Genomic DNA, 19,811 nt, shown 5'->3' with positions numbered 1-19,811 from the left:
ATCTGCCATTGGACCGACCAGGGACTCCTCGACCGGATCGGTCGCGGACGCTACCGATTGAACCACCAATGGCTCGCACCCGAGCCAGCCCTACCGGACAACGACCCGACGGGCGGCCTCACCGCTTAACTACGTGGCCTTGCTCGAACAACCCGATGATCGATTCGGCCAGAGCGTTGTCGTAGGCATCGCCAACCGATCCGATAGACGCTGAGAGTCCTTGCAGGGAAAGGGATTCCGTGAATTTCACCGACGTGTACTGGCCGTATTCAACTGATCGTCGCAACACCTTGATCTTGGAGGTGTTGGCGTGGGTATTGGTCCGCGGCAGAAGAAGGTTCGCGAGTATCGGGGTCAGATGGCTTCGCCGGGGCGTCCGACGGTGGCGTGGCGGGAGGATCGTGTCCGGTTCTGGGCGGCGATTGCTCGCGGGGCGATGACCGAGGACGCCGCGGCCGAGGCGGGGGTGTCCTCGCCGGTCGGATTCCGGTGGTTCCGGCATGCTGGCGGCGTGAATCCTGGTTTGGCTCCGACGGTTTCGGGTCGGTATCTATCGTCGGCAGAGCGTGAGGATATCGCGCTGTGGCGTGCGCAGAACGCAGGCGTGCGTGAGATCGCGCGTCGGCTCGGGCGGTCACCATCGACGATTTCGCGGGAGCTCCGCCGCAACGCCTCCACTCGCACCTACCGGCTGGACTACAAGGCGTCGACCGCGCAGTGGCATGCCGAACGCCGGGCCAGGCGGCCCAAGACCGCGAAATTGGTTGTCAACGACCAGCTGCGCCAATACGTCCAGGACCGGCTCGCCGGGGTCGTCCGCGGCGCCGACGGTCGCGTCGCGGCCGGACCGACGGGACCGGAGTGGAAGGGCCGGAACAAGCCACATCGCGGCGATCGGGCGTGGGTGAGCGCATGGAGTCCCGAGCAGATCGCCAACCGGCTGAAACACGAGTTCCCCGAAGACGATTCGATGCGGCTGAGCCACGAGGCGATATACCAGGCACTCTATGTCGAATCCCGTGGCGGACTTGAACGTTCGTTCGTCGGATGCCTGCGCCGGGGGCGGGCGCTGCGGGTTCCGCGGGCACGCGCAAGGCAGAAAGCGTGGGCGCATGTCACCACCGAGACGTTGATCGCCAACCGTCCTGAGGAGGTCGACGAGCGGGCGGTGGCCGGGCATTGGGAAGGCGATCTGGTGATCGGACTACAGCGTTCGGCGATCGGAACCCTGGTCGAGCGGACGACACGGTTCACGATGTTGATCCATCTGCCCCGTGAGGCCGGATACGGCACCATCGCACGCATCAAGAACGGACCCGCCCTGGCCGGCTACGGCGCTGTCACGATGACCAATGCGCTCACCAGGACGTTGTCCTCGCTGCCGCCGCAGCTGCGCCGGTCGCTGACCTGGGATCGGGGCAAGGAACTGTCCGACCACGCCCGGTTCACCGCCCGCACGGGCATGAACGTCTACTTCGCCGACCCGAAGAGCCCATGGCAGCGCGGCACCAACGAGAACACGAATGGTCTTCTACGGCAATACTTCCCGAAGGGCACCGATCTGTCTCGATGGTCGGCGGGTGACATCGCAGCCGTCGCGCACACCCTCAACACCCGGCCCCGGAAAATACTCGGCTGGAAGACGCCCGCTGAAGCCTTCACCGAACAGCTACGATCGCTCCAGCAATCCGGTGTTGCGACGACCGCTTGAATACGGCCAGTGACCCGGCGTCGCTGTGGTGAATCAGTCCGGGCTCGATCGGGTGCCCGTAATGATCACGCCGCCACACGGCCATGTTGAGCGCCTTGGACACCAGCGCGGTCGTTTTCGTGGCAGCCGTGGTCCAGCCCACGATCGCGCGGGAGTAGGCGTCGAACACGAACGCCACATACGCCCATCCGGTCCAGGTCGACACGTAGGTGAAATCGGCGACCCACACCAGATTCGGTGCGGCGGCGGTGAAGTCGCGGTTGAGCTTGTCACCGGCACGGATCCCGTCCTTGGCCCGGATCGTGGTGCGCAGCTTGCGGCCACGCACGATCCCGTTCATGCCGAGCTCGCGCATAATCCGGTCCACGGTGCAGAACGCGACATCATGGCCGCGGCGGCGCAGCAAGCGGGTCATTTTCCGGCGGCCATACATCTGCTCCGGCTGACCGGCAAGATCACGTAATGCGTTCTCCACGTGAGCATCTGCGATATCACGCGCCGACGGTGGTCGACGTCGCGCCTTGCGATAGGTCCTGGGCGCGATCTGGATTCCCTGCGCGGTCAGCGCACGGCAGATCGACTCGACGCCGAAGACCTGGCGGTATTGGTCGATGAACCCGACGATCAGCGGTGTCGCGGGTCGAGTTCCCGCGCGAAAAAAGCCGAGGCCGCTTTCAGGATCTCGTTGGCCTGCTTGAGATCTCGGACTTCTTTACGCAGTCGCGCCAGCTCCTCACGCTCGGCCGCCGACAACCCCGCACCGGCCTTGCCGACTGTCGGCGCGCCTTGGGCGAGCGCCTTCTTCACCCACACTCGCAATGTCTCGTAATGCACATCCACCAGCGGGCCGATCGCGCGAGCGGCGGCATACGGGGATTCGAACTCATCGAGGCGCTCGAGGACCAGACGAACGGCCTTCTCACGAACCTCGGACGGATAACGCTTCGTCATGATGAGAACCATCTTCCACTAGGAAGAAGCGGCCCCCAACCCGTGACGGTTCAATCGCCTGTCGTGTGATGACTTGACCGCTCACCTGCGTGTGGACCCCGGCGTCGCTCGAGCCCTGCTGCAAAGTAAGGATTGGGCGATCCATGTACTCCCAGCGCCGCGCAGTACCGATGTGGCACGCAGATCTGTTTTGGCGGATGTGGCCTCAAGCTTGTCGACGCCAGTGAATAGTCAGGGAGTACCGATCTGTGTCCTATCGGGACTTTCTGGCATCGGTAAAAGCAGCATTGCAACGGCCTGGGCGGACGATCGTGCCGACGCCTACTCTGAGATCTACTGGATCGATGCTTCCAACACAGGAAGCATAGCGACTTCGTTCGGGCTTGTAGCCGAGTGGCTTGCAAGTCGTGGAGTCCGGATACTTGGCGCAGACGTACTCGGCAAGGTATTTTCAGGCTTGGCCGCCTGTGCGAAGCCATGGCTCATGGTCTTCGATAATGTCGGTGACCCGCGTGCGGCAGCGGAATGGATACCTCCTCGCGGGCTAGGACATGTCATCATAACAACCGTACGGCCTCGCTCGTTGACAGGTCCTCGGATTTCCGAAATAGAAATTCCGCAGATGTCTATTTCGGAATCTGTACAGCTGCTATCGCTTAGATTGGCGGGAAATTCACCGGTCGCGGGTGAGCAGGCCGCGAAGCTCACCTCCTTGGCTGGCAAGCTATACCGATGGCCATTGGCCCTGGAGATCGCTTCGGCATATCTTCTGAACTGCCTTGGAGGAATGTCGGGTATTGATGAGTTTGAGCGCCTCGTTATGAGGTCGCTTGATGACGAGGACTCTGTCCCCCACGGCTACCCCAACACCCTAGTCCGTGCAATAGACCTCTCCTGGCACCAGATGATCAACAGGGAAGATGCCGCGTACAAACATGCAGTTTTCGCCTTGCAATGCTCCGGTTTTACTGGTTCTCGTCAGATTCCGTTGCAGATTCTTCTGACTACAAGCATCGTAAATTTTGATGCAGTACTCGAACACAACCCCTCGGACGGCTTCATTGGATACGGGCTTTCGGAACCGCCGGCCGGTGAAATATTCAGAGCAATGAGGAGCTATTCGCTTACATATAGCGATATCCCTTTCACGGCATCGGATACGAATGAGGACATAAATCCGTCAAGCTTCGGATTCTCCGTGCAAGTAAACGAGATCGTTCAATCTATTATTCGTGAACGATTCCTGTCTAGGCAACTGACCGAGAACTCCATCAACGCGATTGCACTCGTAGCGCAGCATTGGCTTTCGGCAGCGCATGAAAGGAGAAATTTCGACCTCCTACAGGCCCTCGTAGGTCATGCCATTGCAGCTAGTGACTACGCGATCCAATATGATGTCGCAAATATTGCGATCGCCTTTTTGTGGGGAAACGCAGCAACAGTTTTGCGCACACTTGGATATGCAGAGTTGGCCGTGCCGTACCTCAGGCATGAACTCGATTTGTTCCATAATGAACCGACCCCAGTGCCGATTTATCACATGCAAACTGCTGCAACCTTAGCGGACGTTCTAATACAGTCCGCTGAGGATCGGAGAGCAATCTTGGACGAAGCGTCAACCGTCCTTGAGGAATGCCTAGGTCAAGTTCCCAAAGCTCTCACCATCGACTACAACGTCACTGCCAATACGGTGCGGACCGCTATGGCAGCAACACTTTCCCTGTTTCCGGAGGCTGCGGAACATCAAAGGATCTGCGCTATCCGCGATGAGTTCGCGAGGCTCGTGGACGCAACACCGCTTTCTGAAGGACCCGATACATTCGAAGCTATCATGGAAATCGGGAGGATGGTCCAGTCGAGTGAATACGAGGAGGCTCGATCTCTGATCGAACCCATGCTCGGCGAACGTGATGTTCGAGATCCAGAAGCTGTCTCGCTGATGAGACTGCTGACGGAATGCCTGGTTGGACTTGGAGAATGGGAGTCCGCGAGAACCAAGGTCAACACGTTCGCAGAACGTGCCCGAAAGATAAAGACATATCAAGAAGAAGCTGGAATCTTTTGCAGGAATGTGGGTATAGGCTGTTTCGCTGAGGTCGTATATGGTCGAAACATTGACGCAATCAAAGTGTTCGATGCAGTTGTGGACTTCTTTGATGAGACCCTCGCGGACAGCGGAAAGATGGACCTGGTCGCTCGCTCGACCGGATCCGTATTGAGCGCGCTTCGTGCGTGTATTATTCACGATTTCCAGACGGCCGCTTTGCGTTTGGCGGACGTTCAGTTCGAGAATCTTCCAAAATTCGGTGGAACATCACTGCTTGGATTGACGTACCAGTTACTCACCAGGGTGGTAGGGGCCGTGCCTGCCAAGCTGGCCACTTATACTGAATCCGAGCCAGTTCAGAGCACTGCCAATGGCCACCAGATTTCTAATATTCCTCCCCGGATCCATCATTGGGCAGTCGCAGAGTCCCGGCCGTCGACAGCAGTGTTGACCACTCAGTGGAGGCTAGCTGGAGGTCGGCCAGCTCGGGAACCTATCGAGATTGCTACTGAGTTGATGTATGCTTTTTTGGCCTCGGGTATCAAGGCCAGCCTGGTCGAGGCAAAGCTCGATGTATTCCTCGCCAGCGGAGACTTTGGAATATCCGAAAATTCTGAGCCATACTGGAATTCAAATGCCATTGGTCGAGTACCTGTTTTTGCTTCGAAGACCTATGGGTTGCGTGTAGACTCGCCCAATATTTTTATTGATCCGACGGTTCCGGCCCTTGCCCCTCGTTATCGGAATATAACACGTCACTCGGTGGAGGAGGAGTTCCCCGTACTGTCGCCTAGCAGTCGCGATATCTTCAGTTCGCCATTTATATTGCCACGTTCACATCACATCGTTAGATATCGCAACATGGAATCGAAAGAGCTTCTCGATGCCTGGGGAGATCGATCGGAACGCGCTCACGTCGAGTGCGCTACAAATGGGCTCTTGACCGCGATGTGCAGCCTTGTCGAGCAGTTTAGCCAGCCCAAGGAGAGAGTTAGTCAGATTTCTGCTATGCACCCACAACTGCGCGAGCTTGTCGGTCTTTACCGAGGTGTCGCGAATCTTCCCACAGCCTGAGAGCCGTTGGGTCACATCGCTTCCGAGGTTGTGACCGGCTGCTCGCACCGTCACCGCACCGAGTGGCTCGAGATGAATCACCGAGTGGCTCGAGATGAATACCGCTGGGCAACAGTCGCTTTCGATAGTCCGACACGACCGCCGTTGAGGGACCTCACCCAAGCGATCGGTGCGCTGGGCTCGCGCGCACCGTCGGCACCTGTCCAGGCGACCGTGATTGTGCTACGCCGGGCAGGGAGCCGCGCCGTACAAGGAGGTGGCTGTGACAACTGCCGTCGCAGACCGCGAACGAAGCCACCCCGCAACGCGATGAGGTCCATAGCACCCATGCTGGAACACTGCGGCAGCTCCAAAAGTGTTCTGCAACAGGCACATCGATTTGCTACGGTCTCGTCGCAGATGCACTCGACCGATGGGTGCTGACGAAACGGGGACCGATGGGGAACGCGCGCCAGCTGACCGGCGAGCACAGAGAAGCATTCGCCCGGATCGTTGACGATACTCGTCAAGGATTCGCCGAGGTAATCGACCTGATCCTGATCCACAACGAACGCACGGTCTCAGGTCCTCAGCCACGGACAACGCTGAATCCGCTAATCGCTATGCTCAGCGTCGCAGCCTGGGAGCGATTCGTCGCCGATGTCGGCGCATTGGCACGATCGGCCGATCCGGCCTCGGTCCGTCCTGGTGAAGTCAAGAGCAACGGCTTCAACGTGATCAGCGACAACGAGGAGGGCGGGCACTCGAAAGCGGTCAGCACCCTCAAGGCTGCATCCGGAGGCATACTGCCCGACAGGTGGAGAATCCTCGTGACCACTGTCTCTCCGGGCGTGTTCCTGAAATTCGGTTATACGGCAGAAGGCCTCGACCCACAGATGACAGAACTGGTCGATTGGTGGATCCTGGTCCGGCACAAGGTCGCTCACCGCGCATTCCCCCAATTGCTCAAATGGACGGAGCAGTCCGACGCTGAGGACGGCAAAACCATCAACGCGACGCTCGCCCGCTCTGCCTTCACCCTGTTCCTTCAGCTTGCAGACCAATCGATTCGGGCGCTCACCGAGGCTGCTGAGTTCGAAAGCCCTGACCAGCTCTGGCTTCCCGAAGATTGGCTGACCGGTACCCTGCTGCCGCAGCGCGGTGTCGATGATCCCGCCCACCTACACCTGTGGAAGGGTCGATCGCTGGCGCGGTGAGAATCACCGGCCGGAGGCACGTCCGTCGATCGCAAGAACGTCGATAACAACAGGAACAGGCGCAATTCAGATCAAACCGTCAATAATGACCAGTGTCGGGAACCCATGTCGCACAAGCACTCGGCCATCCTGTCGCCCTGCGTGGCGGCGACGTCCGCTTTGCCGAAACCAGCCGAGTCCCCGGATCTCGGGAGATCGCCTCACGTCACCGCCTGTCCGCCGAAGCCGTAACCACCGGCATTCCAGACGATCTGCTGGAACTGAAACGGCGAAACCGGGTGCCGGGCAGCAATACCGCCTTCCTGCGAGCGCGGCCAATAGCACACCCCGCACCGATGACAGTAGAACGCCGCTTCCCACAACGCCGACGCGACGGGCAACCCCCGAGCGATACGCGCGTTGTCGCGGAATCGACGCGTCAGCACCAGGAAAGCCGCCAGCGCCGGCAACGCGAAGGGCAGCGCCATGAGGCCACCGAGCGCGAGCCACGCACCGATGGGTGACGCGGACTGTTCGGTCGGGGTGGACAAGGAGACGGCAGCTCCAGCAATCGCAAACATCACCACCGTCGCGAACAGCAGCAGTACCCCGCACGTTGCCGGACCGTTCACGGAACTGGGGGGTGGCGCGGGCCTGGTCGCCGCCGCCAGCGCGGTGGTCTGGGCACTCGTGGAACTCCCTGACCCGATGACGGGAACCACGGTGCCCGAAAAGCCGATCCCGACGCCCGCATAGGTGCTCGACCCCTGCACAGTCGACATGCCGGTCGCGGCGATCGCGGGCATGGTCTGCACCCAATCGATTTGCCCGCAATTCGGACACGAGTTGTCGTTGTTCATGTGCGTTCCCAACTATCCGGCTGTGCATTCGATTGATACCGAACCGATTTCCACTCATCGGTACCGCTGAACAGCTTGGTGAAGGTCACAGAATCTGGTCCGCCCGGAAAACACATCCGCGCCGACCGCCGTACACATCATTGACAGCCACACCGGGGTTCGGTGTCAAGATTGGTCACGTCGCCGTTTGCCGGAGGACACTGATCGTCTCGATTCCGACTAGCGGCTCCGCCGCAGACGACCGGCAGCGGCACTGCTTCCGGCACACCAGCGATGTTCCGAAGGGTGGCGAGCGGCTGGGAGTGACAAATGAAGGGCCCTCCGGTCCGAGAGGGCAGCCTTCGCGATGACGCCAGCCTCGAGCGCACTACGCGCGACAGCCGAAATTTTCGGCCCATGTGTCGTAAACCGGGGGTTGGCGTGCAGTACACGAGAGGTGCCGGGCTCCCCACGCGACGACCCCGACCATCTTCGGGCACGTCTACGCCGTGATCATCAACGTTCACCACGGCGCGGCGATGCACATGCACACTGACGCCTTATCCGCTGGTGATGCTCCCATCGGACCTGCGGTGAATACGCCGGGCTACGGCGAAATCCGCAGAAATCCGCAGCTCACCGCGGGGACGATTTGTTGTAGATGCTGTACGTGCCGCCCCGGGGGCACCTTCCGGGCCAGGTCACAGGCTTTTACGCGGTGTCACCACCAACAGCTTTGTCCCGCTTTGTCACATCTCGACCGAAACTCGCTCCAGCCGCCTTCGGTGTCTCGTCACGACTATGGGTGTAGGTCGCCCACGCGAACGCTGAGGATGCGTGTCCAAGCCACGCAGCGATGCCGGCGATCGGGACTCCCTTCATGTGCATCAGCGTCGCGCATGAGTGCCTGGCATCGTGTAGTCGAACGTCCCGTGACGATTCCAGCGACGCAGACCGACGTGTGATGACTCAGGTGAAGAACAGCCTCGGCCGAGACGGACTGCTCTCCCTGGCATATCGCATTGAGTGCCGAAATCGCCACCCGCCGGCGGTGCGGCCACGACCGGGCGGCTTGTGTTCACCGGAGAGACTGATCGGACGGTCGCCGATATCCGCAGCGACTCCGTGTGCGCCCAGTCGCGTGACAATCCAGGCGGAGGCAATACGGCTCAGCGATTCCTCCTGCGCTACATCACCGAAAGCGATTCCTCCTGCGCTACATCACCGAAAACGGTGGGCCGGAAGGCGAAGTGCTCAGTAGGGAGGTGATTGAGGCTGGTGCCCAGGAAGGATTCTCGGAACAGGAACCAGTGAACCGATGAACCCTGCCGTTCTCGCGGCCGTTGTTGCAGCGCCCGTCGCGGTTTCGACTGCCGCCGCCAAGATCGCCATCTCTCTGTACGCCATCGAGGGTGTGCCGCCTGACAACCGACCTGCCGTGATCCGCGCTCTCGCAACGCTTCTCAATCCTCGACGATAAACACGATTAACCGGTGTTGATCACGCGAGAACCCTCGGCGCGGTTGCGGTTGCCGAGGGTTTGCGCGAAGTGTGTTGCATGTGGGAGCAACGCCATCGAGTTGTCCTGAATCACTCCGCCAATCAACCACCCCCTTTCGTGACCCCGAACATCGGAGTGGTCTCAGCGTTTCCGGACAAGCCCCCGGAACGCCGCATAGGTCTGTTCAGGCGGGATCTTGAACAGCAGATGCGCGGACACGGTGACGGTCACTGCTTGGCGGACCTACAGGGGGCAACGGCTCACCCCGCGTCTGGGTGACCGACCACGGCACTGACCTCATTCAGGGATGGCCGACCAATGAACCTGGCCGGATAGAGATCCCGCACCAGCTACTCGGCTATCTCGAGCTGGGTACCTTCCTGGACGCGGACCTCCGCGACTCTGGCAGGGGTACTTTCACTCTCGTAGGCCGACCAGTCACCGATCCGGATGCGCTGGCCACCATGGCAATTCCTCCACACGAAACAGCGATCGAAGTCGAAGTTGTGAAAGCGAGCTACCCGTATGCTCTATCGGCCCAAGTTCGATGACCTGTACCGCACCTACACGCGCGCCTTTCATCTCGAGGTCCAGGACTCCTACGGCGTAGCGTCCGAGAACGAGCAGCTACAACGCTTCCTTGGGGGCGAACCGACGACCTATCCCGAGGACTGGCAGCAATGGGACGCGTTCGTGAAGGAAGTGACCGACGCGGGTGCCAGCATCCAGCGCCTTCGGGTCGTGACCGAACCGCATAGTGATTACACGCGATTCCTGCTGCACCACACCGACCGCAATGTCGCGGCCGGAGAATACGTGCGCTACCTGCCACGCCAGAACGTCAGTAGCGACGCCTACACGGTCGATGACTGGTGGCTGTTCGATGATGCCGTGCTGGCCTTCTCGATCTTCACGCCTGACGGCGAGTGGGCGGGCGGTGCGATCACAGAGGACCCGGTACTGGTGGGACGCTGCGTAGAGGTCCGAGACCAGTTGTGGCCCTTGGGTATCGAGTTCGAGACATATCTCCGTGGCCAAGGTTGATGACGCGCGCCTGGCGCTCGGAGGTCGTCTTCGCGAGCTTCGGGTGTCGGCCCGCATCACCGGTCGGGCAATGGCGAAAGAGGCAGGGTGGGAGCCATCGAAGGTCTCGAAAATCGAGCACGGCAAACAGCTGCCGTCCGAAGACGACCTCACCGTCTGGTGCCGTATCACGGACAACAACCTGGCCCTACCGGATTTGGCGGCCACCCTTCGGAACGTGAACGCCGCCTACATGGAATGGCGTCGGATCGCAGGGACCGGTCACGCGCGAAGGCAGCGGCAGAGCATTCAGACCGAGGGCGCGTCCAGTCTTGTCCGTGGGTACGACTGCCTGCTCCTGCCGGGCCTACTGCAAACCCGCGACTACGCCGAAGCGGTACTCACTCGGTGCATTCGATTCCTCGGTGGCCCAGACGACTTAAGCGAAGCCCTGGAAGCGCGCATGGAACGCCAGCGCGTACTTAGGGAAGGTTTGCATCGATTCCACTTCCTCATCGGCGAGTCCGCGCTGTACACATCAGTCGGTGACGACCAGATCAGGCGCGGGCAACTGCACCATCTCCTTGACTCGATGCGCCTCGCTCGGCTCATCGTCGGCGTCGTTCCCAACACCGCCGAGTTCTTCTATGAGACAACGAACTTCCTGTTCTACGACACGAAGCTCGTGCAGGTAGAGACGATCAGCGCCGAGCTGTCCATCCGGCAACCTCGCGAGCTGGTCTTGTACGAACGAGCATTTACGGCGCTGGCAAACCGAGCAGCCTACGGAGACCAGGCCCGCGCGCTCATTCACAAGGCACTTGCCGTATCCGGCGAGTCACACAGACAGGAATAGACCGATGGCTGATCCGCACTGGCGGCGTGCTCGCGCGTGCGGTAGTGGCAACTGTGTGGAGATCGCAGCCGCGCCGGAAGGCGTGCTTATCCGCAACTCCACCTCCCCTGACTCCGCGGTGAGTTCACCCGTGAGGAGTTCGCAGCCTGGCTCCGGGGAGCCAGGGCGGGCGACTTCGACGACCTCTCCTACGACAACAGCAGCCGACGCCGCCCGGCTCCGGCGGCCAGCGGTTCCTGATATCGGTACCGGCCTCGCCCGCTGCAGGCCCTATCCGGCGAAAGCCGAAGGGGCCCAGCGCGTTCGGTCCGGTCCACCGCTTCGTGATCGACCGGGACCAGCCGGTCACGGCTGAATGCACGACCGCGGGGAGGCTCGGCGTCACGGGGCCTGTTCGCCCGAAATCCACGGTGCTGCCGGATATGTGATTCAGGTCATGATTCACGGTTCGACCCGCCTGGGCTTGACTCGGGTGAATCAAGGTGATTCGATCTGAATCATCATGTTTCCAGTGAATCGACCCGCAGAGGGCGCGACTGATGCGGCGGAGATCGCCGCGAATTCGGTTGCGTGCCAAGGGCATCCGCGCCAGCAGTTGGCGGCGGAGCTGCGCCGGTTGCGGGACATCGCCGGAATCTCGGGGCGGGAACTGGCCAAGCGGGTCGGAATCAGTCAGTCGACGCTGTCGCGGATCGAGGCGGGGCGCGTGGTGCCGCCGCTGCCGCAGGTGCTGGATTGGGCCAAAGCCGTTGGGGTGGAGCCGGATTCATTACGGGCGCTGACCGAGGCGGCGCATTCGCCCGAGGTGCGGGACTGGGCGACCTCGCTCGCGGACCGGCCGCATCTGCAGGACGATGTGCGGGCATTCGAAGAGGATGCGCACCTGGTGCGAAACTTTCAGCCCACGCTGGTGCCCGGTCTGCTGCAGACCGCCGACTACGCCCGGCGGGTATTCGCCACCTTCGATCCGCCGTATACGCCCGACGCCCTGGCCGCCGCGCTCGCCGCGCGCCTGGATCGCCAGCGGGTGCTGTACGACCCCGCCAAACGCTTCGAATTCCTGATTACCGAAGCGGCCCTGCGCTTTCGGCCCGGACCGCATCGGATGCTGCTCGCCCAACTGGACCGGATCGTCTCGATCGAGACCCTCGATACGGTCACCATCGGGGTGATTCCGCAGGAGATCGAGGCGAGCACCACGATCCCGCACGGTTTCGTCATCTACGAGAACGAGGACCACGCGCTCGCCTCCGCGGAACCCATTCCGGGAAGTATGGTCACGCGCGGCCCCGAACTTGTCGAAGCTCATCGCCGCCGCTGGCTGGCTTTGAGTCGAATGGCCTTGTCCGACAACGATGCCCGGGTATTCATCGCCGACCTACGGGATGAAATCCACCGTATCGCAATCAATTGACCTGATTCCAGCGGCCGTCGAGGGGTCGGCCGCACGTGGGGTGGTGGTGTCGCAGCGAAATTCGCTGCGACACCACCTGCACGTCAGTCGCCGAAATCGAATTCACCGGCGCGCGCCCCCGACATGAACGCGCGCCATTCGGATTTGGTGAACCACAGTGTCGGGCTGTGCCGGTCCTTGGAGTCGCGCACGGCGATCCGTCCCTCGTGGTACGCGACCTCGACGCAATCGCCGCCGCCGTAACTGAAACTGCTCTTGGCGAACCTCGGACCGCGCTCGCCGCGAATCATATTGCGGTTCATGACATACATCCCTTCCCCCGGAGGGTCACTCCCCATGACCCTTCTCCTGCATTACTGACGACCAACACAGTGCAATCCGAACCGCCAGCCGCGCAACTGATTTCATCCGGACCCGCCCGCCGGTACATCGGAAAGCTCATGAGCTGAACATTACGGCCACCCACCGACAAATTCGGGTGCGCCGGGACCCGCCGAGGGTCTAGGTTCAGAGGGCCATTTTGCCATTGTCGACGGTGTAGACCGCGCCGTGCACGGCGGACGCTTCGGGGGAGCACAGGAAGGTGATGACGTTCGCGACCTGTACGGGATCCATCAGCCCGCGGGCGGCGGCGGTCTTCATGATGAGGGTGTAGTCGGGGGCAATCGCGCCACGGCCTGCCCCAGCCCCGATGACGCTCCCGTCACCACCGCGACCCGGCCCCCGAACCGCCCGGCATCCGCGCCTGTCATACCCGTCTCCATTCATTCACCGGACCGCACGACACCGCCGTCCGCGCACCCGATTCAACGACACCGCACCTCCGATCCGCGACCCTCGGCACCCCGGCTACCTGCGATAACACATTCGAAGCCGTCCGCGATCTCTACCATGTGGCGCGAATTCGAAGCACCTTCAGTCCGGTCCGGTCGATGGCCGGCGTCCTGTTGGCGGCCCTGGCCGTGATCGCGACGGGTTGTACGGCAACCACGTCGACCCCGGCCGCCACCAGCGCCCCGGTCCCCGTCGCCGAGCAGCGCGACGCCCCGAACGGCAGCGCCAACGGCCGCTGTTTCGACCCGAATTCCGCTCTCGCACAGGCCGCCCTCGCCAGACTCCCCGCCGCCCCCGTCGGCACCTGGTCGGTCGGGGAGACCAGCAATGATCCGATCAGCGGCGGTTGCGACGGCCTGCTCTCCTGGATGATGGCCGATACCAAGACCAATCACCCCTACACCCAGGTCCTGCTCTTCACCGGCGGCACCTACCTCGGCACCGCCACCGCCGACCCGTACATGTTCACCATGCTGACCGCCCACACCCGCACCAGCATCTCCCTCACCTACCACTGGACCGTCGGCAACGACCCGATGTGCTGTCCCCAGGGCGGCCCGAGCACCGTCACCTTCACCCTCAACGGCACCACCGTCACCGCCAAGGGCCAGTTCCCGCCGCACGCTTGAGCCGAATCCACCGGATCTCGCTTCACATTGCTCCGGTCGCGCAGGAGCCGCCGATCCAGTCATGGTCCGGCGGCCCGGATTCGATTGTGACACTGCGATTTCGGCTGCTCTGCCCGAAGCGGATGTTCCGGTGGTATTTATGCATGGTGAGTGAAGTCGGTGCCTGAGCGGCCTCTCGGCTCAAAAGGAACCTCGTGCTGTCGAAAGCCCTGGCCTACCGGGGCTTTCGACAGCGTTGCCGAATAGGGTCGGCGTGGCAATGGGCGAATGAGTGTGGGGGCCTCATTATTATCGGTGGAGTTGCTGTTTGTTTTCGTAGATCCGAGATGAGGGGTACGACTGTGAATCGCTTATTCCTTGGTGTGGCCGCTGCCGTGTTGATCGGTTCGGGTGTGGCGGTGGCCGGACCCGCGGCGGCCGATGGTGACGAGTGTCAGCTCGGCTGGTCGAATGTTGGGCCGCGGACCTGCGCCAAGACCGATTTCACTATGAGTCCGGTCTTCTCGCTGGGGAATGGGATTTGCGCGGGGATGTTGTCGGCGGGCGGGACCGCTTTCGATGGTCCGCTGTATGGGTATTCGGAGGCTCCCGGCGCGTCGCACGCGGTGGTTCTGCGTATTACGCAGGGGTTTTCGCCGGTGGGGGAGTGGGGGCCGCAATTGCTGGCCTGCGATGTGAACGCGGTCGTGGATTGGCACAATCTCGATAGCGGGCAGACCGGGAGCGTGACCCGATTCATTCCGGCCGGGCAGCGTTCGACCCCGGCGATCGTGCTCGCCGAGACCGGTTCGGGGCGGGTTCAGCTCACCGTGCGGACCGACCGGCCGAATGTCCCGGCCTCGACCGAAGTCTTTGTGCCGTAATCCCACTCACCGGAACGGTGTGCGCGGTACCGATCAGGCCGGATCACCGGCCGCCGGGGTGGCGCGGAAGCCGGGGTGCACGCCCGGGGTCAGGTCGCGGGCGTGCACCAGGCGGGCGAGCAGGTCGGCCAGCCGGGTGTATTCGTCCTCGGAAAGTGCCGCGGTTATCTCCTGTTCATGCGCCAGGGCGACCGCGGCAATGCGGGCCAGGAGTTCTCCGGCCGCGGAGGTCAGGTGTAGTTCATGGTTGCGCCGGTCGGTGGCGCTGCGCCGGCGTTCGATGAGGCCCTTGGCGTCGAGCGGATCGATCAAGGCCACCACGCGGCTGGGCACCACGCCCAATTCGGCCGCGAGGGCGCGCTGACTGCGGCCGGGCTCGGCGGCGATCATCCGCAGAATGCCGACTTCCGGTGGGGTGAGCCCGATTTCGGCAATGCGCTCGGAGAAGCGCTGGGTGGCGTGCGCGCCCAGCTGGGCGAGCTGGAAGGCCACCGCGCGCATCGGGCGGACCGGCTGCGCCGTTTTCAGATCCTCTTGCTCCGATTCGGACACGGCGTTATCGTACAGATCAGATAATCGTTCACATGAGAGAACGATTCATATCTGAGAACGGACTGCCATGGCCATTCCCGCCGCATCCCGCATCGACCGCCCCATGACCGCCGCCGAACCACCGCCCGGCATCCTCGCCGCGGCCTTCACCGGAGTATTCGTCGCCGGACTCGTGATCAGCACCATTCGCGCCGGTGGCAGCCCATTCCCCTCGCCCTTCGGCGATGCGGGCACGGCACTGGACTACTTCCGCGACCACCCGGCCGCCGTGCGCACCGGCGCGGTGCTGCAATTCGCCAGCGCCATTCCACTGACCCTCTACACGGCGGCGATCACGGCTCGGCTGCGCCGCACCGCCGAGGGATTCGCACCCAACCTCGCCGCGATCGGCGGCACCCTCGCCGCCGCCTTCCTGTTCTGCTCCGGCGCGGTCAGCTGGGTGCTCACTCTGCCCGCGGTCACCGCCGATGCCGCCCTGGTTCGCGCCGTGCACACCCTCGCCTTCCTGGTCGGCGGTCCCGCCAATGTGGTGTCGACGGGTCTGCTCATCGCGGGTATCGCGCTCGGCGCGCAGTCGCGACGACGGCTCGCGCCATGGCTTTTCACGGTGGGACTGGTGATCGCCTTGATCGCGCTGTGCAGCACCGCGGCACTCACCTTCACCGCGGCCGCGTTCCTGCTGCCCATCGCCCGCTTCACCGGGATGGCGTGGCTGATCACCGTCGGCTTTCTGCTCGCCCGTCAGTAATTCAGGAGAATGCTCATGACCGCCGAATTGACCGCCAAGCTGGTCCGATTCCAGCGACCCGAACTGTCGCTGCCCTATCTGCGAGGTCTCGAGGACGCCGCAATCGCCGCGCTATTCGGTCTGCGGGTCGACGAATACCTGTCGCTGTGCGCGGATTTCGCGATCGAGGCGCGTGCCGCCGCGGCGGATCTGCTGACCGAGCCCGAGGTCGCGAGCCAGGTCGATCGACTCCCGTTCGCGCCCGGAGCGCGGGTCCTGGCGCTCGGGGAGAGCAGTACCGCGGACCGCCTGTCCTGGTTCGAGATCCTGCGCTACCTGCTCGAATTGCGCAGGCCGGGAGACGCGATCACCCTCACCAACCTGGCCGTCTCCGGATCCACCACCACCCAGGCATTGAAAAGCATTGCCGCACTGAGCTTTCAGCGTCCCGACTGGGTGCTCTGCCAACTCGGCGCGAATGACGCCCAGCGCCTGGGCGCGGACGGTCCGCGCATCGTCAGCGCCGAGGAGACCGGCCGCAATCTGGGCCTGCTGCACGACGAGGGCGTCCGGCGCAGCGGTGCGCGCTGGATCTGGCTCACCCCGACCGATATGGACGAGGCGCTGACCGCTACCTTCGAGCCCTTTCAACGAGTCGGGATCGGCTGGCGCGCAAAGGATGCCGAGGAAACAGCACAACTCCTGCGGGATCGCTCGGAGCCGGTGATCGATACGCTCACGGTCACCCGCCCCCGCCCCGGCCATCGCCTCTTCGAATCGGATGGCGTACATCTGACCCCGGCGGGTCAAGTCGCGGTCGCCCGTTCGGTCGTATCCGCGCTGTCGACGATTTCCCGGGAGCGGCGGTGATCGGCACGCCGGAACCCATGGCGGGGCGGCCGTTCGGCACCGCGCCCATGCCGTAGCGCAGAAGGCTGGCGGCTGGTGCGTTCCCCGCCAACGCACCAGCCACCTGACATGCACCGGAGGGCAGCCGGGCGCGCAGGTTCCAGGACCCGGTCAAGCCTCTTGGCGGGCTGTGGGAAAGTCAATGCGCCCGAGTCGCACCAGGGGTGCGACACCAGGGCTTTTCCGCTGTGACTCGTATGACAAAGCAAGGTTGAGGTGCATGTCCAAAGGGCAACTGGCCGTATTCGTGCGTTCGCGTCGCGACGCACTCGGCGTGACGCAGGCGCAGTTGGCCAGCACGACCGGATGGTCGAAGTCGGCGATCGAGAAGGTCGAGGCGGGGACGCTGGTGCCGAGCCTGGAATTCACGGGTGCGCTCTTCGACGCGCTGGGGATTCCGTACCTCTATCGGGAGCGGATCATCGCCGCGCTCTTTCCGGGCGCCCTGGATCGCATTCTGGGCCGCACCGCGACCGCACCCGATGCCGACGCCCTGGCCGATCTGGAGTACCTGCCCTATCCGGCGGCGTACCTCATGCTGCCCGAGGGCGACATAGTCGGATTCAACAGCGCCTGGCTCGCGGCGTTCCCGGAATCCGCCGCCCGGCCGAATCTCTTCACGTACCTGTTCACCGAGCCGTCCGCGCGGGAAGTACTGGTGGATTGGGCCCGGCTGGCGCACGGATTCACCTACGGCCTGCGCATGATGGGCCCGATGGCTCTGTCCGACACCACGATCGAGGAGATCATCGCCCGCTGCCGCGTGCACCCGGACTTCGAACGCTTCTACCTCACCGACCCGCCGGTGCACGAGGCACTGAACCCCGTCATCCGCGTCGCGGCCCCCGGCACCGGCGAAATCCGAAGTCTCCGCATCAAAATCGACAAACCCCACCTGCCGCACAGCCCCTGGCTCACCTACCGTCTGGTCCCGGTCCGCGATGCGGAGGCCGGGGCGAACCGGTGAGCCGGCGGCGGTCCGTCGTTACCGGCTGAGCAGGCCCTTGGCGATATGGGTGACCTGGATTTCATTGCTGCCCGCGTAGATCATCAGCGACTTGGCATCGCGGGCAAGCTGTTCCACCTTGTACTCGGCCATATAGCCGTTGCCGCCGAACAATTGGACCGCCTCCATGGCGACCTCGGTGGCGGCGCGGGAGGAGTACAGCTTCATGGCCGACGCCTCGGCCAGCGATACCTTCTGCCCGGCGGCGGTGCGCTCGATGGCATTGAAAACCATGTTCTGCACATTGATTCGCGCGATCTCCATCTCGGCCAGTTTGAGCTGGATGAGCTGGAACTGCGCGATCTCCTTACCCCAAAGCTTGCGTGATTTGGCGTAATCCACACAGAGCCGGTGACATTCGTTGATGATTCCCAGCGCCAGCGAGGCGATGCCGATGCGCTCGGCGGCGAAAGACTCCTTGGCACTGTCCTTTCCATCGCCCTTGGCCGGATTCTCGGTCTCGCCGAGCAGCCGGTCGGGGGTGATGCGGACATTGTCGAAGAACAGCTCGCCGGTGGGGGAGGAGTTCATCCCCATCTTCTTGAACGCGGGGCTCTGCACGAAGCCGGGCATGCCCTTGTCCAGCACGAAGGTGAGCACCTTGCGGTCGCGGCGGTCGAGGCCGTCCTCCTCGTCCAGTTTGGCGTAGACCACGGTGACATCGGCGTACGGGCCGTTGGTGATGAAGGTCTTGCGCCCGTTCAGGATGTAGTCCGCGCCGTCGCGTCGCACATACGACTTCATCCCGCCGAAAGCGTCCGAGCCCGAATCGGGTTCGGTGATCGCCCACGCACCGACCTTCTCCATGGTGACCAGTTCGGGCAGCCAGCGCTTCTTCTGCGCGAGGGTGCCGCGGCTGCGAATGGTGCCGACGGTGAGTCCGAGGCTGACGCCCATGGAGGCCACCAGTCCCAGGCTCACCCCGGCGAGTTCGCTGTTGAGGATGACGCCCATGCTGCCGGATCCGCTGAATCCGCCGCCGGGCTTACCGGTGGTCCCGGCCTCCTCGCGCGCGAGGGCCTTGTCCAGACCCTCCTTCGCCATCTCGTCGAGCCCGAAGGTCGCGTACATCTTGCGGATGATGTCGAACGGCGGCAGCGCGCCACTCTCCAGCTGGTCGACGTGGGGCTTCAGCTCCTTCTCGATGAAGCCGCGCACGGCATCGCGGAACATCAGGTCTTCGTCGGACCACTGGTACATGTCGTGAACTCCCGAGGGATCGCCGGAACTGTCCCTCGAATATAGAACACGTTCTAATGGCGGCCCGCTGCGCCAGCGCGAAGCGCAGTGCGCCGATGGCCTCCCGGAGTACCGAGCGGCCGGTATCGCCGAAGGCGGTGCCGTAGATGATGCCGTGAATCAGATCGGATGGCGGCGCGGCGCGACCGGAACACCGGCCGCCCGTAGGCGATCGGCGTACGCCTCACCCTCGTCCCGCAGCGGATCGAAGCCCGATACCGCGATACAGCCCGGCGGCACGCCCGCGAGGTCGGCGGCCGGCAGCGGGGAGACCCGCGGGTCGGCGGCCTGGGCCGGATCCGAGAGGTAGTTGTCGCGAAACCAATCCATATGCGCCTCGGTCGGACGTAGCCGTCGGCGAACGGGCGGTAGGAGCGAGTCTTTCGGAACGGATCGGTGATCGGGCAGCGCGAGGACTCGTTGCGCTCACGCGGAGAGCTTCGCATCGGGTTTGGGCAGGA

Annotated in this window: 20 protein-coding genes, 1 pseudogene and 1 other annotated feature; of the genes and pseudogenes, 12 read left to right on the top strand and 9 right to left on the bottom strand. The window is 63.1% G+C overall.

Going from position 1 to position 19,811, the window contains the following annotated elements:
* The first annotated feature begins 358 nt into the window (after positions 1–358).
* On the top strand, positions 359–1,711 hold the full coding sequence (locus NA10_RS25475) for an IS30 family transposase (RefSeq protein WP_067572324.1): 1,353 nt from the start codon (positions 359–361) through the stop codon (positions 1,709–1,711).
* Here NA10_RS25475 and NA10_RS25470 read toward each other — a convergent pair.
* Both NA10_RS25470 and NA10_RS25465 read right to left on the bottom strand, forming a co-directional pair.
* On the bottom strand, positions 1,659–2,324 hold the full coding sequence (locus tag NA10_RS25470) for an IS3 family transposase (RefSeq protein WP_281180247.1): 666 nt from the start codon (positions 2,322–2,324) through the stop codon (positions 1,659–1,661). The genes NA10_RS25475 and NA10_RS25470 overlap by 53 nt on opposite strands.
* Positions 2,247–2,375 (bottom strand) — a sequence feature (AL1L pseudoknot). Its footprint overlaps the gene before it by 78 nt.
* Entirely contained in the window at positions 2,336–2,674 is a 339-nt protein-coding gene (locus tag NA10_RS25465; protein WP_067572297.1) for a transposase, read from the bottom strand. (Overlaps the previous feature by 40 nt.)
* 61 nt (positions 2,675–2,735) lie before the next feature.
* On the opposite strand from NA10_RS25465, the gene NA10_RS37065 reads away from it, so the two are divergent.
* Both NA10_RS37065 and NA10_RS25460 read left to right on the top strand, forming a co-directional pair.
* Entirely contained in the window at positions 2,736–5,783 is a 3,048-nt protein-coding gene (locus tag NA10_RS37065; protein WP_157556732.1) for a tetratricopeptide repeat-containing protein, read from the top strand.
* A gap of 437 nt (positions 5,784–6,220) precedes the next feature.
* Positions 6,221–6,979 (top strand): hypothetical protein, encoded by a 759-nt coding sequence (locus NA10_RS25460; RefSeq protein WP_067572295.1) that lies wholly within the window; start codon positions 6,221–6,223, stop codon positions 6,977–6,979.
* Positions 6,980–7,179: 200 nt separating this feature from the next.
* On the opposite strand, the gene NA10_RS25455 is transcribed toward NA10_RS25460, so the two are convergent.
* Positions 7,180–7,818, bottom strand: a complete 639-nt coding sequence (locus tag NA10_RS25455; protein WP_157556731.1) for a hypothetical protein — start codon at positions 7,816–7,818, stop codon at positions 7,180–7,182.
* A 690-nt stretch (positions 7,819–8,508) separates the two neighbouring features.
* Complete coding sequence (locus tag NA10_RS35965; RefSeq protein ID WP_281180246.1) at positions 8,509–8,742, bottom strand: tyrosine-type recombinase/integrase; 234 nt, start codon at positions 8,740–8,742, stop codon at positions 8,509–8,511.
* A gap of 1,081 nt (positions 8,743–9,823) precedes the next feature.
* Between NA10_RS35965 and NA10_RS25450 the strand changes: the two genes are divergently transcribed.
* The 4 genes from NA10_RS25450 to NA10_RS25440 all read left to right on the top strand — a co-directional run bounded on the left by NA10_RS25450 (position 9,824) and on the right by NA10_RS25440 (position 12,591).
* A complete protein-coding gene (locus NA10_RS25450; RefSeq protein ID WP_067572291.1) occupies positions 9,824–10,342 on the top strand; it encodes a DUF6879 family protein in 519 nt (172 codons plus the stop codon).
* Positions 10,329–11,177, top strand: coding sequence for a helix-turn-helix domain-containing protein (locus tag NA10_RS25445; RefSeq protein WP_067572289.1), 849 nt, complete (start codon positions 10,329–10,331; stop codon positions 11,175–11,177). The genes NA10_RS25450 and NA10_RS25445 overlap by 14 nt, the downstream gene beginning before the upstream one ends.
* 4 nt (positions 11,178–11,181) lie before the next feature.
* Complete coding sequence (locus NA10_RS39595; RefSeq protein WP_084515226.1) at positions 11,182–11,532, top strand: DUF397 domain-containing protein; 351 nt, start codon at positions 11,182–11,184, stop codon at positions 11,530–11,532.
* 156 nt (positions 11,533–11,688) lie between these two features.
* Positions 11,689–12,591 (top strand): helix-turn-helix domain-containing protein, encoded by a 903-nt coding sequence (locus NA10_RS25440; protein ID WP_218021581.1) that lies wholly within the window; start codon positions 11,689–11,691, stop codon positions 12,589–12,591.
* A gap of 83 nt (positions 12,592–12,674) precedes the next feature.
* Here the strand turns inward: NA10_RS25440 and NA10_RS25435 are convergent, their stop codons facing one another.
* A complete protein-coding gene (locus tag NA10_RS25435) occupies positions 12,675–12,893 on the bottom strand; it encodes a DUF397 domain-containing protein (RefSeq protein ID WP_245677882.1) in 219 nt (72 codons plus the stop codon).
* Between the two features lie 205 nt (positions 12,894–13,098).
* Positions 13,099–13,251, bottom strand: a pseudogene (locus tag NA10_RS38865) (SDR family oxidoreductase); the annotation flags it as partial.
* 272 nt (positions 13,252–13,523) lie between these two features.
* Between NA10_RS38865 and NA10_RS25430 the strand changes: the two are divergent.
* Positions 13,524–14,054, top strand: a complete 531-nt coding sequence (locus NA10_RS25430; RefSeq protein WP_157556729.1) for an LppP/LprE family lipoprotein — start codon at positions 13,524–13,526, stop codon at positions 14,052–14,054.
* Positions 14,055–14,416: 362 nt separating this feature from the next.
* A complete protein-coding gene (locus NA10_RS25425; RefSeq protein WP_245677881.1) occupies positions 14,417–14,917 on the top strand; it encodes a hypothetical protein in 501 nt (166 codons plus the stop codon).
* 33 nt (positions 14,918–14,950) lie between these two features.
* Here NA10_RS25425 and NA10_RS25420 read toward each other — a convergent pair whose 3' ends face one another.
* Positions 14,951–15,469, bottom strand: a complete 519-nt coding sequence (locus NA10_RS25420) for a MarR family winged helix-turn-helix transcriptional regulator (RefSeq protein WP_245677880.1) — start codon at positions 15,467–15,469, stop codon at positions 14,951–14,953.
* A 67-nt stretch (positions 15,470–15,536) separates the two neighbouring features.
* On the opposite strand from NA10_RS25420, the gene NA10_RS25415 reads away from it, so the two are divergent.
* The 3 genes from NA10_RS25415 to NA10_RS25405 all read left to right on the top strand — a co-directional run bounded on the left by NA10_RS25415 (position 15,537) and on the right by NA10_RS25405 (position 18,072).
* Complete coding sequence (locus NA10_RS25415) at positions 15,537–16,217, top strand: hypothetical protein (protein ID WP_218021580.1); 681 nt, start codon at positions 15,537–15,539, stop codon at positions 16,215–16,217.
* A 15-nt stretch (positions 16,218–16,232) separates the two neighbouring features.
* Positions 16,233–17,066: an SGNH/GDSL hydrolase family protein gene (locus NA10_RS25410; RefSeq protein WP_169812640.1), complete on the top strand. Its 834-nt coding sequence runs from the start codon at positions 16,233–16,235 to the stop codon at positions 17,064–17,066.
* Between the two features lie 259 nt (positions 17,067–17,325).
* A complete protein-coding gene (locus NA10_RS25405; protein WP_067572276.1) occupies positions 17,326–18,072 on the top strand; it encodes an MmyB family transcriptional regulator in 747 nt (248 codons plus the stop codon).
* Between the two features lie 18 nt (positions 18,073–18,090).
* Here the strand turns inward: NA10_RS25405 and NA10_RS25400 are convergent, their stop codons facing one another.
* Positions 18,091–19,311 carry an acyl-CoA dehydrogenase family protein gene (locus NA10_RS25400; RefSeq protein ID WP_067572274.1) on the bottom strand — a complete coding sequence of 407 codons (1,221 nt, stop codon included), beginning with the start codon at positions 19,309–19,311 and terminating at the stop codon, positions 18,091–18,093.
* Positions 19,312–19,470: 159 nt separating this feature from the next.
* Positions 19,471–19,680 carry an alpha/beta hydrolase fold domain-containing protein gene (locus NA10_RS25395; protein ID WP_067572271.1) on the bottom strand — a complete coding sequence of 70 codons (210 nt, stop codon included), beginning with the start codon at positions 19,678–19,680 and terminating at the stop codon, positions 19,471–19,473.
* Positions 19,681–19,811 lie beyond the last annotated feature (131 nt).

Origin of the sequence: Nocardia acidivorans NBRC 108247, assembly GCF_001625085.1 — a bacterium.
In the GTDB taxonomy this organism is placed as follows: Bacteria; Actinomycetota; Actinomycetes; order Mycobacteriales; family Mycobacteriaceae; genus Nocardia; species Nocardia acidivorans.
Note: the sequence above shows the minus strand (reverse complement) of the source record. Positions and strands in the feature narration are given on the sequence as shown.

What these genes read in the sequence shown, in the direction of transcription:
- NA10_RS25475 (WP_067572324.1), top strand. Translation starts at nt 359, where the DNA reads ATGGCTTCGCCGGGGCGTCCGACGGTGGCGTGGCGGGAGGATCGTGTC.
- NA10_RS25465 (WP_067572297.1), bottom strand. Translation starts at nt 2,674, where the DNA reads ATGGTTCTCATCATGACGAAGCGTTATCCGTCCGAGGTTCGTGAGAAG.
- NA10_RS25460 (WP_067572295.1), top strand. Translation starts at nt 6,221, where the DNA reads ATGGGGAACGCGCGCCAGCTGACCGGCGAGCACAGAGAAGCATTCGCC.
- NA10_RS25455 (WP_157556731.1), bottom strand. Translation starts at nt 7,818, where the DNA reads ATGAACAACGACAACTCGTGTCCGAATTGCGGGCAAATCGATTGGGTG.
- NA10_RS25450 (WP_067572291.1), top strand. Translation starts at nt 9,824, where the DNA reads ATGCTCTATCGGCCCAAGTTCGATGACCTGTACCGCACCTACACGCGC.
- NA10_RS39595 (WP_084515226.1), top strand. Translation starts at nt 11,182, where the DNA reads ATGGCTGATCCGCACTGGCGGCGTGCTCGCGCGTGCGGTAGTGGCAAC.
- NA10_RS25435 (WP_245677882.1), bottom strand. Translation starts at nt 12,893, where the DNA reads ATGAACCGCAATATGATTCGCGGCGAGCGCGGTCCGAGGTTCGCCAAG.
- NA10_RS25430 (WP_157556729.1), top strand. Translation starts at nt 13,524, where the DNA reads ATGGCCGGCGTCCTGTTGGCGGCCCTGGCCGTGATCGCGACGGGTTGT.
- NA10_RS25415 (WP_218021580.1), top strand. Translation starts at nt 15,537, where the DNA reads ATGGCCATTCCCGCCGCATCCCGCATCGACCGCCCCATGACCGCCGCC.
- NA10_RS25410 (WP_169812640.1), top strand. Translation starts at nt 16,233, where the DNA reads ATGACCGCCGAATTGACCGCCAAGCTGGTCCGATTCCAGCGACCCGAA.
- NA10_RS25405 (WP_067572276.1), top strand. Translation starts at nt 17,326, where the DNA reads ATGTCCAAAGGGCAACTGGCCGTATTCGTGCGTTCGCGTCGCGACGCA.
- NA10_RS25400 (WP_067572274.1), bottom strand. Translation starts at nt 19,311, where the DNA reads ATGTACCAGTGGTCCGACGAAGACCTGATGTTCCGCGATGCCGTGCGC.
- NA10_RS25395 (WP_067572271.1), bottom strand. Translation starts at nt 19,680, where the DNA reads ATGGATTGGTTTCGCGACAACTACCTCTCGGATCCGGCCCAGGCCGCC.